The organism is Undibacterium sp. WLHG33 (assembly GCF_049544815.1).
GTDB lineage: Bacteria > Pseudomonadota > Gammaproteobacteria > Burkholderiales > Burkholderiaceae_D > Undibacterium.
In genome coordinates this window covers 3770658-3784080 of record NZ_CP186697.1, presented here as the reverse complement: position 1 = coordinate 3784080, position 13423 = coordinate 3770658, and the positions used below count along the sequence as shown (strand labels likewise).

The window sequence follows — 13423 nt, the reverse complement described above, 5'->3', positions numbered from 1 at the left end:
ACGTAGGACTGAATTAGAACTAAAATTAGTCCAATTCATTGGTAATAGAGGTCGAATCATGAAATTCTCCACACAGGTAAAGCCTATCAGCTACCTCAAGAGTCACGCTGCTGAAATCATCAAAGACATTACAGAAAATCGTGAGCCAATGCTCATTACGCAAAATGGTGAAGCCAAGCTGGTGGTTATGGATGTGAAGAGCTTTGAAGAACAAGAAGAGACGCTCGCACTGTTAAAAATTCTGGCACTCGGTAATCGTGAAATTGAACAAGGCAAATTCCGCGCCGCTGAAGATGTGTTTGCTGACCTGGATAAGGCCGATCACTGATGGGCTTTAAGGTCGTTATCCTCGATTCGGCTGAGCAAGATCTGAAAGAACTCAGAGCCTATATCCTCAAAAATTTTTCTGTTGAAACCTGGCGCACTACCTACGCCAAGATAAGAGAAGCGATCCGCAATCTGCAAAATTTTCCGCAGGCGGGATCTGTTCCAGAAGAAATTGAAAAGCTCAACCTCTCGCAATACCGGCAAGTTGTATCTGGTATGAACCGGGTTATTTACGAAGTACGGCAGGATGTTATTTATGTTCATGTCGTTGTCGATACCCGGCGCGATATGAATGCATTGCTGACGCGACGACTATTGCGAATCAACTAATAATACGCAATTCTTGTAATGAACATATTTCAATACGAATCAAAAATTTGGGCAACCGCTGACTTACATCGCAGCTTTGGCATTAAGGTGGACTTTCTCTAATTTATTATCCATTTAATACTATCTAAAAATGAGATGAATTTCCAAGTTGACATGAAGGTTCTAGGTAAATGCAGTGATTGACTCTAAAGTCCAGATCAAACAGGCGTCGGTGGGGCGTTTATCGGCACTCCCATGTTTTTTTAAATCTCCCGGATTTTGGAAGGGAGCACTAGATCCGCGCTTGTCTATAGAAGAATCAGCACGGTTCAAGGCTCTCAGGGAATTCTCCTCCAGTCACCAATGGGGTGTGATCAATCCTGCTGGTCTCTCATCGTCACTCCCAAGTGGTACCGAATTGACGGTTATCGAATTAGGGCTAGGTCTTCTACAGAGAGGCGCTTGGACACCGTGTAGCTGGATGGTGGAGCAGGACATTGCACATCGAATGCAAAAATCTGGTTTGTGCCAATTTAGTGATTATCCTAGCCGCTCCGGCCTCCTTGGTTTTGAACCTAAAGAAATTCAAGCCGAAAGACTAAAACTCACTCTTACGTCTGGCAGACTCCAAAGTGAAGTTGAGCCTAGTGCAATTGACCACTACAAAATTCGGGGGAGAGTCGGCTTTGGCCAGAATGTTGTCTGGCAATGTCTCGGACTTGTTCCTGGTTCGGCAATACCCTGATGCTATGCAGTAGTGGCTGGTATTATTAAAAAATAGATATGGAAACGGCCTACCGAAGCAAGCCGTTATACTCACTTGTCTCTGGGGGGAGGTTTAAACCAACAAGTCCCAAAGCACTCAGAAAAATTATATTCACAAACGTAAATACATTCAAGATAAAAAGAGATGTCGATGCCTGTATAAATCAGGGTGGAATTACGGTAAAGACCTTTGACGGCAGCTAAAAACTCTTCTGCAAATTGGTCTTTGACGAATGGATTTTGTTCAGCTGACCTGCTCCCCAAATTAGTACAAAACCAATTTATAGTCCCTAGTTAAAAAACTGTCTGCAAATTGATTCGACGCCATCGCCCGCGCTTTCAGTTCAAGCATGACGCGCGGACCGTCCTGCGTTCTGATACAGGCTGTAAGTGCGTTTATGATTGATCACCCACCCTTCACGTCTCAACAGAACGTGCAGCCGTCGATAGCCAAAGCGCCGCTTCTGATGTGCCAGTCGTGCAGGCGTGCTTTGAGCGAGTGAGCTTCCCTCGGTAATTAGTTCACCATCAGGTGAATGTCATGCAGCCAGATTCTCTTGAATTTGTTTCTTCATCCAGTCTTCCAGATATTGAACCGGCGAGCGATAACCATATATCTCCCAATTTGTGTAGGGCTTATTATGCACGCTTAAAAATAATAAAAGCAGACTTGACCTGATAGTTTGGCTGTGAGCAATTATGTGCTTAGTGCATCTAACGCCTGAGTTAAGCCGCGGTGCGCAGTGGCAAGCGGCGTGCGAAGCTTAGCGTAGCACGCAAGCGCCGCCACGAAGCAACGTCGGCTTGAACGAATTGTTAGACGGGCGTCAACTATTTGTCCGTGCTCAGGATGAGTTGTGTAATAACTTGACCGACAGAGGCAACTAATTCGTCACGTTCTACGGCCGATAGTTTCGGGGCCGTTGTATACACCGCTACAGCGTAATCTCTCTCCTGGGCTTTAAAAAAACCAATGTCGTTCCGGCCCCCGTTGGCGCAGGTACCAGTTTTCTCTCCAACAACCCAATCTTTAGGAAAACCCGCTCGTAGTGTCGCGTCTCCCGTTTGGTTTCCGATCAGCCACCTCTCAATGGTGTGGGTCGAGGTGGACGTCAGTGCGCCGCCATAGAGGACTTTAGCCACAGTACGTGCCATAGCAATAGGCGTAGTTGTATCTCTGAGGTCGCCAGGTGTGTTGTCGTTCATCTCCGGCTCTTTCCGGTCTAGCCGACTCACAGAGTCGCCAATTTTACGAAAATACTGCGTCATTGCAGCAGGTCCGCCAATTTCTCTCAGTAAGAGGTTAGTAGCCCCATTGTCGCTAAGCTGCACCGCAGCTTGCGCTGCCTCGAGAACCGTCATGTGTCCCGATGCTAGAAACCGCTCCGTGGCAGGAGACCATTCGACGATCATGTCCGGCCCATATGAAAGTTTTCGATCCCCCCGCTCGGTGCCTGAGTCAATTCTTTCAAAGACCAGCGCGGCTAGCGGAAACTTGAACGTTGAGCACATTGCAAAACGCTGCGCCATTCGGTGGCCCGCGACGATCTCTCCTTGGGGATCGACGATCGCAACACCGATCTGAGCTGCTTTTTCGCGCTCTAGCTTCTCAAGATCGGTCTTGAAGGTTAATTTTTCCGACGCATATGCAGAGTGAGCGATCCCTGCCAGTAATAGTGCGTGAATGAAGCGCATGGTGATCCCTTGAGATGGAAATTATCTTTGTACGCCCGTCTAACTTTGTTTTAGGGCGACTGCCCTGCTGCGTAACGCGCTTGCTGCTTGGATGCCCGAGGCATAGACTGTACAAAAAAACAGTCATAACAAGCCATGAAAACCGCCACTGCGCCGTTACCACCGCTGCGTTCGGTCAAGGTTCTGGACCAGTTGCGTGAGCGCATACGCTACTTGCATTACAGTTTACGAACCGAACAGGCTTATGTCAACTGGGTTCGTGCCTTCATCCGTTTCCACGGTGTGCGTCACCCGGCAACCTTGGGCAGCAGCGAAGTCGAGGCATTTCTGTCCTGGCTGGCGAACGAGCGCAAGGTTTCGGTCTCCACGCATCGTCAGGCATTGGCGGCCTTGCTGTTCTTCTACGGCAAGGTGCTGTGCACGGATCTGCCCTGGCTTCAGGAGATCGGAAGACCTCGGCCGTCGCGGCGCTTGCCGGTGGTGCTGACCCCGGATGAAGTGGTTCGCATCCTCGGTTTTCTGGAAGGCGAGCATCGTTTGTTCGCCCAGCTTCTGTATGGAACGGGCATGCGGATCAGTGAGGGTTTGCAACTGCGGGTCAAGGATCTGGATTTCGATCACGGCACGATCATCGTGCGGGAGGGCAAGGGCTCCAAGGATCGGGCCTGGCTCTGTTGCAAAAATCGTGAAGCTTGAGCATGCTTGGCGGAGATTGGACGGACGGAACGATGACGGATTTCAAGTGGCGCCATTTCCAGGGTGATGTGATCCTGTGGGCGGTGCGCTGGTATTGTCGCTATCCGATCAGCTATCGCGACCTTGAGGAAATGCTGGCGGAACGCGGCATTTCGGTCGACCATACGACGATCTATCGCTGGGTCCAGTGCTACGCCCCGGAGATGGAGAAGCGGCTGCGCTGGTTCTGGCGGCGTGGCTTTGATCCGAGCTGGCGCCTGGATGAAACCTACGTCAAGGTGCGGGGCAAGTGGACCTACCTGTACCGGGCAGTCGACAAGCGGGGCGACACGATCGATTTCTACCTGTCGCCGACCCGCAGCGCCAAGGCAGCGAAGCGGTTCCTGGGCAAGGCCCTGCGAGGCCTGAAGCACTGGGAAAAGCCTGCCACGCTCAATACCGACAAAGCGCCGAGCTATGGTGCAGCGATCACCGAATTGAAGCGCGAAGGAAAGCTGGACCGGGAGACGGCCCACCGGCAGGTGAAGTATCTCAATAACGTGATCGAGGCCGATCACGGAAAGCTCAAGATACTGATCAAGCCGGTGCGCGGTTTCAAATCGATCCCCACGGCCTATGCCACGATCAAGGGATTCGAAGTCATGCGAGCCCTGCGCAAAGGACAGGCTCGCCCCTGGTGCCTGCAGCCCGGCATCAGGGGCGAGGTGCGCCTTGTGGAGAGAGCTTTTGGCATTGGGCCCTCGGCGCTGACGGAGGCCATGGGCATGCTCAACCACCATTTCGCAGCAGCCGCCTGATCGGCGCAGAGCGACAGCCTACCTCTGACTGCCGCCAATCTTTGCAACAGAGCCCTTCTGCGGGCTGGAGTGCTATCAGCGCTTCCAGGCGCGCGCCAAGACCGGGAGCGAAACCGATGCCGATCCGAACGCCTGCGACTCATCACTGTCAGACTGAGGCATACCCTAACTTGGCGTCAGACCATCCGGCGCTAAATCGTCAGAATAGAGTTGCCTTCCGAATTGATTGACATACGCCGTCAAGGGTCACAGATTTCTTCCTGACACATTTCCCTCAGGAGGATACCTTGCACGGTCAGCGCATCGGTTACGTCCGCGTCAGCAGCTTCGACCAGAACCCAGAACGGCAGCTCGAACAGAGCATCGGCCAGGCGCTGATCGAGGCCAAGCAGGCGGGCCGCGATCCGTTCGCCGCCATCGAGGCCGTCATGTCCTGGGATGCCTTCGCCGAGAGCGTCACCGAAGCGCAACTTTGCCAAAGCTTTCAGTTTTTCTCTATCCATTAAAATGTCCATCGGTAATTCCTCGCTCGAGAGGTTAATAGACCGTGGACATTTACACAAATTTATTTACAGGCTCCATCCCTGCAATAAGCCTTTCGTGAGACTGTGTGACTCTGCGATACCCTTGAAGCTCACATCAGCCTCTAAAAACCCGAGGTAGAGAATACCACTCTCTGTTGCACCTCGTTTATACAAGTTTGCAGCGCAGCGGGATTGCCGATGATAATCTCGGATGGTCATGAATAGATTGAAGCATTACAAAACAAAAAACCCGTGTTCTCATAGTGAGTAACACGGGTCATTGGACTACTTTGTACTGCTTTAAACAAGCTCTTGGTGCCGAGAGCCGGAATCGAACCGGCACGCCTTGCGGCGCGGGATTTTGAGTCCCGTGCGTCTACCTATTCCGCCATCTCGGCAACGCATAAGCCGAATTATGACATTAATAGGCAAAACTTGCAATACGAAGGTCAGTCAGCCTTGTTATGATCTGCAAAATAAATGTCTTTAGCTCAAGCTGAATCACTCTCGATTAATATCGATACTCATCGACAAGGTGCTTGTTAAAGCTGTACTTTGTCCCGCCCTGTAACGCATCAACCAATCGTTTTGGATTTGCCGCCGAAATAAAAATATCGGCGACCCCATCTTTAACACGAAACTTGGTCGCAGGGCTGAGGATGTTATTCGCCTTAATCGTTAAGTGACGAATGATTCTCGCTTTATCGCTACAAATCAGAAAATGAATTTCTTTGCGAAAGTAAGTGAGAGGAATATTGAGCCACCAGCCTTCATCGCCCGCGTAGCGGACAACATTCGAAAACTGCGTATTCATGTCATTGAGTATGTTCGCACGTAAAGACTCGTTCGCAATCAATATGGCTTCAGATTTGTTCATTGTTACCTTTTTAAATAACCTTAATCTCAAGCACCATTTTAAATAAGAAACTAGAAATCAATTCCTTTCAGAATTTATAAAAGCAGTTAAGTCATAACCAATCAGCATAGAAATGTCATCCCACCAGCCGCAATCGGGTCTGACACTCCCCTCTGAAAATAACGACTTTCAGGAAAGATTGCCAAATGTAACTTAAGCTTGTTCAGGCGAGCCTAAATGATATCCCTGACCATAAATAACGTTATCCTCTAACAGAGTAGTGACCAGCTCTTCGCTCTCGACATTTTGTGCAACAATCAAAATTTCCAGAGATTTTGCAAGTGAGATGATAGATCTTAAATGGTCACGTCCTTGTTCACTAGAAAGTATAGTTTTAACTAATCCACCATCAAGTTTGATGTAATCAGGAGGAACCTGTTTAAGAACATCTAGAGATTTTGAATCTAGTCCAAAGTGGTCAATACCAATTCGAACATTAGACGACCTCAAACGAGTAACAAATTCTCGAGTCAGTTCAAGATCTCTCGAGTAACCAAACTCATTCAGTTCAAAAGCTAATCTATTAGCTACTGCTTTAGAGCGTTCCAGTTTTTCAAACAACCATTCTTGGAATGGCAGGCTTTGAACTGATTGTACTGAAACGTTAACTGCAACATCCTTCAAACGATTCACCGGCGACAGCAATAGTTCAAAAATGAGAGTTACGATAGCCTTGTCAATATCCTCCATGAGATGATGCCGCAGAGCCATAGGTAAAAATTTTGCAGCAGATACAAAATTTCCCTGATGATCAACAAGCCGGGAAAATATTTCATGTTGAAAAATTGAACGGTCTCTTAAACACACTACAGGCTGCACAAACAAAGCCCATCTATTTTCTGATAGAGCATTTTGAATTAATGTTCTCCAACCTGAAGACCCTGTGACGATAGACGTATCATCACAGAAATTCAACAATACGTAGTTATCAGCACCTTGATGCCTTGCCGTTTCTATAGCTAAATCTGCTTTCGCAAAAACTTCAGCTCTTGTTTGCAAAGAAGTGAACTCAACACAACCAATACTAAAATTGAGATTTTTTTCTATCGATAGAGTTTCAAACAAGGAAGAAATTCTGCGATGAAACTCATTCAAAGCAATCTCAATTGTTTCTTTTTTAACATCTGCAACAACAAAGGCGAAGGCCGCACCACCTATACGACCTGCAAACCTAGCCTTAGTTGAAACCAAATCCTTAATTACATTAGAAATACCAAAAAGAACCGCATCCCCTTCCTGATAACCAAATTTATTATTAAATTCCCGTAAATCTTCTAACTCTAATAAAACCAGTGCAGCTGTACTAAACTCGCCTTTTTCCGATAAAAATTGATTGAACCGAAGATCAAATCCAGCACGGTTTTCAAGTTTTGTAACTTTATCGATATATGCTTCCTTGCGATACGCGTCAGCCTTTGCAATTTCAACATCTAGAGTCTCAGATATCTTTCGAGACATCACATTCATGGCAACAACAACTCTCCGCAACTCCCGAGCTCTCGGCAAAACACTTATCTGAGTAAATCGCTTGTTTTGTATTTCAATTGCTGTTTGCTCAATCTGTAACAACGGATTAAGAATCAACCTCAACAGCAATATGGTAAGTACCAATGCTAATAGATAAGTCGCAATCATCCACCAAGCAACATCTTTAAATGAGCTCCATAAATACTCGTATGCAAATGTTGGTTGACTAACAACAACAACTTTCCCCAACTGTCGCCAACCAGAAGAAATAAATGCTTCGCCAGCGGGCGTTTGTAACGAAAACAAAGACGAAAATAATACCGGAACCTCTCCTATTTTTTTGGGTAACTCTTTCACTAAAATCTGATTACCATTTACGTCAAACAAAATTATTTTTTGATAATATCCACGATCAAACATCAATGCGACCTGGATCTCCGCAAGAACCAGATCTTTTTTCTCTAAAGCTTGGCCTAAAGAGATAGACATGGAAGTTGCGGCGTCTTGGGCATGAGATGCTAATTGCCGTTGTAAAAATTCTTTGGTAGCGTTGACGGATAATGACTGCAACCCTGCGAAGACAATAGAAAACATTATCGAAATAGCTACCAAAAGCTGCCTTTTTAGAGTCATATTTAACACCAAATCCTAACAAAATTTATTTTAAATACAACTAACTATAAATTCTAAATACTCAGGAACATTATCTTATACCGCTCAGAATTTGTTAAGAAAAATTCACTTTATTCTCGTTTGCATTTGCATATATACCGGTAATAATCCATGGTGATGGCATGAGCGTTGGCGGTGTGCCGATCAACGGCCATCACAGCACCGCCAATGCGTAAGGACATCGGCGATCAGATGAACGCATTCAAAGCAAAGCCTAAAAGCAAAACCCCCCGTTACGCTGGGTAACGGGGCCCGATTTCCGACGCTACGGAAAGTTCGGGCACATCGGGCACCCAAGGTGGCTCACAGACGATTTCCACACTGGCCCGACAACTGGCAGCGAGCGCCAGCCGTGCCGAAGAACGAGACAAGACCCTCACACGCTCGGAATTAGCTGACAAGGCGAAAAGCATTATGAATCACGTAGTTGGTGATTCATACTATGCAAATAAAACACTGCACGACAGCGAGATTCCCAATACCAGTGACCCGGAATTACTGTCTAGAGCCAAACAGGCAACGGCATTCGTTAATGATGCATCTAGAGGCGGCCACTCGATAAAAAACCCATTTTCCGGCCTATCGCGAGAACAGTTGTCAAACATTATTTACGACGAGAGCGGTACGTATACGGTGAATGAGCGTCATGCTGCTTGGCGAGAGTCTTACGATCAGGAAGAAGCGTGGCGAGAGAAAGTGGCAGCCCAAGCCATGGCCGAATACAACAGCACGGGGAAACTGACGAATTTCTTCAGTTCCGTGCTGGACCATTTCAAGGAACTGCCTGCCATCGAGCAGGCGCAATATCCCAAAGATTATGCCAGCGACCTACAGTCCAAGATCGATCTGGACTTTAACTACCGCACCCACCAGGCAGAAGGTAGAGGCAAAGACCCCATGAGCTTGATCGAGATGCTATTCGAGCAAAGCCCGCAACAAGCCAATGAACTCCACCAAAAATCAGAAAACACTACTAACTCACCAACCGTAAGGAGTAATCCATGAAATTGTTGCCGAAACTGCTCGCCGCCACCTCCATCTTCGCCGCCACAGCAGCAATTGCTGGGCCGCCCGGGCCGGTGCGCAGCATGGCCTGCCAGACCTACTCGCCGCATTTGGTCTAGTGCATACGCATGTGCCTCGTGACGCAACATTCCACGATATGTTAACGGCAAGGCCACATTGTCCAATGCGGTAAGGTGCGGCAACAAATTGAATGACTGGAAAACAAACCCGATCTCGCGATTGCGAATCGTAGCCAGTTCATCCACGCTTGCAGTAAGCATGTCCTGGCCGGCGAACTGGAATCGACCGGATAGCGGTCGATCAAGCAGCCCCAGAATATTAAGCAGCGTGCTCTTGCCCGACCCTGACGCACCGAGTAGGGCGCATGTTTTACCCCGCCAGAGAGTTAAGGAGATATTTCTTAAAATGGGAATTATTCGATCCCCAATACGGTAAGTCTGGCTGACGCCTTCCAGCGTCATCAGGGCTTGCGCTTGACATTCTGGTGAACTGTTCATTGGGGAATTCCAGGTCGTCTCGAAAAACAGATCACAACTGCATTACGCACGCATCGAGGCCGGAATCCAGCGGTACAGGGTCGGCACCGACACCCCCAGGTTTTTGGCTACATCCCGAGGCGGGATGCCGCTGGCCAGCAATTTCTTGGCCGACTCGATCTTGCTGTCGGTCATTTGGCGTTTGCGACCACCCTTGCGGCCAAGCTGGCGGGCAAGCTCCAGCCCGGCGCGGGTGCGCTCTACCGTCAATTCCCGTTCCATTTCAGCCAGGCTGGCCATGACATGGAAGAAAAACCGGCCGGATGGCGTGCCGGTGTCGATGGCATCGGTGAGACTTTTGAACTGGACACCTTGCCGGTGCAGTTCGCTAATCAGATCGACTAGGTTTTTGACGCTGCGGCCCAAGCGATCCAGCTTCCAGACAACGAGGGTGTCGCCCTCGCGCAGCATTTCCAGCGCTTTGGTGAGTCCGGGTCGCTCGGCTCGGCTACCGCTGATCTTGTCGTCGAAGACCTTCTTGCAGCCCGCTTTGGTCAAGGCTTCGAGTTGAAGATCAAGGTTCTGATCCTGAGTCGAGACCCGTGCATAGCCGATCAGCATGGCGCGCCCGGTGCAGGATCGCTTGGGGCGTCGTCGGCTGCGTCCCCGCGCACTGCGGGCAGTTGCTTCAGTAGCGCCGGCAATGCCGTTTGCACCGTCTCCCACACCACGTCGAGGTTGATGTCGAAATAGCCGTGGGCGATGCGGTTGCGCATGCCGCGCATGCTGCGCCATGGCACATCGGGGTGTGCCTGCGCGAACTCGGCGTAGCCGTCCATCACCTTCGTGGCCGCCTCGCCGATAATGATGAGACTCATGATGACGGCCTGCTGGGTGCGCCTGTCCTCAAGGAAATCGTTTTTATCCAGGCCCTCCACGAAATTGCACGCATCGGTGGTGGCCTGCTGCATGTGGTCGAGGTAGTCGGGCAGTCGGTTCTCGCTCATACCGGCTGTGCCTCCGCGAGCACCTTGGCCCGGAACTTCGGCGGCAGATCGGCAGGCGTTAATAAATCGACGTGGACGCCAAGCAGCGCTTCCAGCTCGTCTTGCAGGCCACCGAGATCAAACAGGGTCGCGCCGGGTAGCGCATCGACCAACAGATCAAGGTCGCTACCGTCCAGGTCGGTGCCGCGAAGCACCGATCCGAAGACGCGTGGGTTCGCCACCCGAAAGCGGCTTGCCGCTTCGCGCACTGCGCTTCGTTTCATCTCAAGCACAACGGACGGTCGCATGGAGCACCTTTTCTTATCGAAACTCGTTGAAATGATATGCCGATAAGAATAGAGTTTCAAGAACTATTTTTGAGAATTGAAACGCCTTGATTTCCCGTGCCGCGCTGGTTGCCTTGGCTGGCTGATCACAAACGAGCGTTTTCAAGAAGAAGGAAACCGCATGCCCCGTCGTTCGATCCTCTCCGCCGCCGAGCGCGACAGCCTCTTAGCTCTGCCCGATACCCAAGACGAACTCATCCGGCACTACACCTTCAGCGAACCCGACCTGTCGCTGATCCGTCAGCGGCGCGGCGACGCCAACCGCCTGGGCGTCGCGGTGCAGTTGTGCTTGCTGCGCCTCCCCGGGCAGGGCCTGCTGCCCGGCGCTGAGGTGCCGACGCCCCTGCTGCAATGGATCGGGCGGCAATTGCGGCTCGATCCGGCGTGTTGGCCGCAGTATGCAGAGCGGGAGGAAACCCGGCGCGAACACCTGCTCGAACTGCGGGCATACCTGGGCATGGAGCCGTTCGGCCTGGCGCATTACCGGCAGGCCGTCCATGCCACGACCGAGTTGGCCTTACAGACCGACAAGGGTGTCGTGCTGGTCAGCGCTATCCTCGACTCGCTGCGCTACCGACACATCATTTTGCCGACGCTGGATGTTGTCGAGCGCGCCTGTGCCGAGGCGATCACCCGTGCCAACCGGCGCATCTACGACGCCTTGGCCGAACCACTGTCGGACGCGCATCGCCGCCGCCTCGACGATCTGCTCAAGCGTCGGGACAACGGCAAGACGACCTGGCTGGCCTGGCTGCGCCAGTCGCCCGTCAAGCCCAATTCGCGGCACATGCTGGAACACATCGAGCGCCTCAAGGCGTGGCAGGCGCTCGACCTGCCTTCCGGCATCGAGCGGTCGGTGCACCAGAACCGCCTGCTCAAAATCGCCCGCGAGGGTGGCCAGATGACGCCCGCCGATCTGGCCAAGTTCGAGCCGCAGCGGCGCTACGCGACCCTGGTGGCGCTTGCCATCGAGGGCATGGCCACCGTCACCGACGAAATCATTGACCTGCACGACCGCATCCTGGGCAAACTGTTCAACGCCGCCAAGAACAAGCATCAGCAGCAATTCCAGGCGTCCGGCAAGGCGATCAATGCCAAGGTGCGGCTGTTCGGTCGCATCGGCCAGGCGCTGATCGAGGCCAAGCAGGCGGGCCGCGATCCGTTCGCCGCCATCGAGGCCGTCATGTCCTGGGATGCCTTCGCCGAGAGCGTCACCGAAGCGCAACCCAACGGATAATGCAGTCGTTTAAGAACCTTGCAGAGGGTACTTTTGATGAGGCTTTTGCGAAAATCGTCCATACCAAACTTTACCAGATCCGCTTATTGCGACACAACCCCAATGGGTGCTCGGAGAAGTCCTACAAAAGTGCCACAAAAGTGCCACTAAAGTCCTACAAATAGATACTGTTCAATGGGTGCTCGGAGAAGTCCTACTAAAGTGCCACAAAAGTGCCACTAAAGTCCTACAAATAGATACTGTTCAATGGGTGCTCGGAGAAGTCCTACTAAAGTGCCACTAAAGTCGGATATTGGTTTTTCTAAAAGAATTTACCTTTTAAATTCATACTAAAGTCGTACTTATGTGGCACATAAGTAATGGAGGGCATTGAGCATATCGCATTGAGAGTTACTGCCATGCGTTGAGCAAGCTACTCAAAATCGACTTGCTCACAGTCGTCGATCAAATTTGCTGAAAGGCACTAAAATATAGTGCTGATAACGCATGACAAATGAATTGCAGATCATTATTATCGTCAATGCAGCACAGAATTTCAGATTTTCGCTGGGAAACTAGCATCGTCAACGGCTTATGCCGCATTTTCAGTCTCTCGTTGTTTTGCTTTTCGTCTTGTTTTCCGCTCCAAAATTGGATGCGGATTTTTTAAAAGAAACAAGAACTTAGATCTAGCTAGAGTGAGGGAACCAAGACAGTGATAAACATTGGCTTTGCAGTGTGTTTTCAAGGATTCCACGGAATTCTATGAATTTGAAATACACACCAGCCAACTACACACTACAGTCACAAAACACAGGATGACATTCGCTTCAATGCGAAATTGAGGGGTGGTCGGACACAATCGCGTGCTCTGACAAACTTCAGTTCTCTCCATCCTGCATGCCAGATCGATTAATTCGTGTCGGTATGTAAATTCCCATTCAGGTTCCGCGTACCTGCTTAAAAACGCGTGGATTTACAGCGATGCAAAAGTATCGTCGTACACCCGAAAGACTTGCCATTCACCGCGCTGTTGCTTCACCTCGAAGTGAAATGCACGCCAGTGAATTACCAACGCCTTTCAGATTGACCGACGGAGCATCGTTGTAAAAGGGATGTGACCTACGGTAGATCTGTTGCCAGACGGATTTATCAGTGCCAATTTTTATCGCTAAAGAGCGCTGGCCATGCTGCATGCCGTGCG

The 13423-nt window shown here is 50.3% G+C and carries 12 protein-coding genes, 1 tRNA gene and 5 pseudogenes; 8 read left to right on the top strand and 10 right to left on the bottom strand.

Annotation, left to right across the window (positions count from 1 at the left end; genetic code table 11):
• The first annotated feature begins 58 nt into the window (after positions 1 to 58).
• Positions 59 to 328, top strand: a complete 270-nt coding sequence (locus ACOTSW_RS17185) for a type II toxin-antitoxin system Phd/YefM family antitoxin (protein WP_423680265.1) — start codon at positions 59 to 61, stop codon at positions 326 to 328.
• Positions 328 to 657, top strand: coding sequence for a type II toxin-antitoxin system RelE/ParE family toxin (locus tag ACOTSW_RS17180; protein WP_423680263.1), 330 nt, complete (start codon positions 328 to 330; stop codon positions 655 to 657). The genes ACOTSW_RS17185 and ACOTSW_RS17180 overlap by 1 nt, the downstream gene beginning before the upstream one ends.
• Before the next feature lie 1097 nt (positions 658 to 1754).
• On the opposite strand, the pseudogene ACOTSW_RS17175 reads toward ACOTSW_RS17180, so the two are convergent.
• Both ACOTSW_RS17175 and ACOTSW_RS17170 read right to left on the bottom strand, forming a co-directional pair.
• Positions 1755 to 1877, bottom strand: a pseudogene (locus tag ACOTSW_RS17175) (IS3 family transposase); the annotation flags it as partial.
• 355 nt (positions 1878 to 2232) lie between these two features.
• On the bottom strand, positions 2233 to 3096 hold the full coding sequence (locus ACOTSW_RS17170; RefSeq protein WP_045912044.1) for an extended-spectrum class A beta-lactamase GES-2: 864 nt from the start codon (positions 3094 to 3096) through the stop codon (positions 2233 to 2235).
• Between the two features lie 135 nt (positions 3097 to 3231).
• Here ACOTSW_RS17170 and intI1 point away from each other — a divergent pair.
• The 3 genes and pseudogenes from intI1 to ACOTSW_RS17155 form a co-directional block, all read left to right on the top strand.
• A pseudogene (gene intI1, locus ACOTSW_RS17165) lies at positions 3232 to 3762 on the top strand (class 1 integron integrase IntI1); the annotation flags it as partial.
• A gap of 62 nt (positions 3763 to 3824) precedes the next feature.
• Positions 3825 to 4589, top strand: a complete 765-nt coding sequence (locus tag ACOTSW_RS17160) for an IS6-like element IS6100 family transposase (protein ID WP_001389365.1) — start codon at positions 3825 to 3827, stop codon at positions 4587 to 4589.
• Positions 4590 to 4638: 49 nt separating this feature from the next.
• Positions 4639 to 4746 (top strand): annotated as a pseudogene (locus ACOTSW_RS17155) (DUF3330 domain-containing protein); the annotation flags it as partial.
• Positions 4747 to 4828: 82 nt separating this feature from the next.
• Here the strand turns inward: ACOTSW_RS17155 and ACOTSW_RS17150 are convergent.
• The 4 genes from ACOTSW_RS17150 to ACOTSW_RS17135 form a co-directional block, all read right to left on the bottom strand.
• Positions 4829 to 5104, bottom strand: a complete 276-nt coding sequence (locus ACOTSW_RS17150) for a hypothetical protein (RefSeq protein WP_423682384.1) — start codon at positions 5102 to 5104, stop codon at positions 4829 to 4831.
• Between the two features lie 322 nt (positions 5105 to 5426).
• A tRNA-Leu gene (locus tag ACOTSW_RS17145) sits at positions 5427 to 5511 on the bottom strand.
• 113 nt (positions 5512 to 5624) lie between these two features.
• The gene (locus ACOTSW_RS17140; protein ID WP_423680260.1) at positions 5625 to 5990 is read right to left on the bottom strand and encodes a hypothetical protein; all 366 of its coding nucleotides are present in this window, start codon (positions 5988 to 5990) and stop codon (positions 5625 to 5627) included.
• A 192-nt stretch (positions 5991 to 6182) separates the two neighbouring features.
• Positions 6183 to 8129 (bottom strand): bifunctional diguanylate cyclase/phosphodiesterase, encoded by a 1947-nt coding sequence (locus ACOTSW_RS17135; RefSeq protein WP_423682364.1) that lies wholly within the window; start codon positions 8127 to 8129, stop codon positions 6183 to 6185.
• A gap of 453 nt (positions 8130 to 8582) precedes the next feature.
• On the opposite strand from ACOTSW_RS17135, the gene ACOTSW_RS17130 reads away from it, so the two are divergent.
• The gene (locus ACOTSW_RS17130; protein ID WP_423680258.1) at positions 8583 to 9173 is read left to right on the top strand and encodes a hypothetical protein; all 591 of its coding nucleotides are present in this window, start codon (positions 8583 to 8585) and stop codon (positions 9171 to 9173) included.
• Positions 9170 to 9292 (top strand): hypothetical protein, encoded by a 123-nt coding sequence (locus ACOTSW_RS17125; RefSeq protein WP_423682383.1) that lies wholly within the window; start codon positions 9170 to 9172, stop codon positions 9290 to 9292. The genes ACOTSW_RS17130 and ACOTSW_RS17125 overlap by 4 nt, the downstream gene beginning before the upstream one ends.
• Here the strand turns inward: ACOTSW_RS17125 and ACOTSW_RS17120 are convergent.
• The 4 genes and pseudogenes from ACOTSW_RS17120 to ACOTSW_RS17105 form a co-directional block, all read right to left on the bottom strand.
• Positions 9269 to 9655, bottom strand: a pseudogene (locus ACOTSW_RS17120) (ABC transporter ATP-binding protein); the annotation flags it as partial. The gene ACOTSW_RS17125 and the pseudogene ACOTSW_RS17120 sit on opposite strands and share 24 nt — an antisense overlap.
• A 78-nt stretch (positions 9656 to 9733) precedes the next feature.
• On the bottom strand, positions 9734 to 10291 hold the full coding sequence (locus tag ACOTSW_RS17115; RefSeq protein ID WP_423680257.1) for a recombinase family protein: 558 nt from the start codon (positions 10289 to 10291) through the stop codon (positions 9734 to 9736).
• Entirely contained in the window at positions 10285 to 10677 is a 393-nt protein-coding gene (locus ACOTSW_RS17110) for a DUF86 domain-containing protein (protein ID WP_423680256.1), read from the bottom strand. Before ACOTSW_RS17110 ends, ACOTSW_RS17115 begins: the two co-directional genes overlap by 7 nt.
• Complete coding sequence (locus tag ACOTSW_RS17105) at positions 10674 to 10964, bottom strand: nucleotidyltransferase family protein (protein WP_423682362.1); 291 nt, start codon at positions 10962 to 10964, stop codon at positions 10674 to 10676. The genes ACOTSW_RS17110 and ACOTSW_RS17105 overlap by 4 nt, the downstream gene beginning before the upstream one ends.
• 160 nt (positions 10965 to 11124) lie before the next feature.
• On the opposite strand from ACOTSW_RS17105, the pseudogene ACOTSW_RS17100 reads away from it, so the two are divergent.
• A pseudogene (locus ACOTSW_RS17100) lies at positions 11125 to 12228 on the top strand (DUF4158 domain-containing protein); the annotation flags it as partial.
• Between the last annotated feature and the right edge of the window lie 1195 nt (positions 12229 to 13423).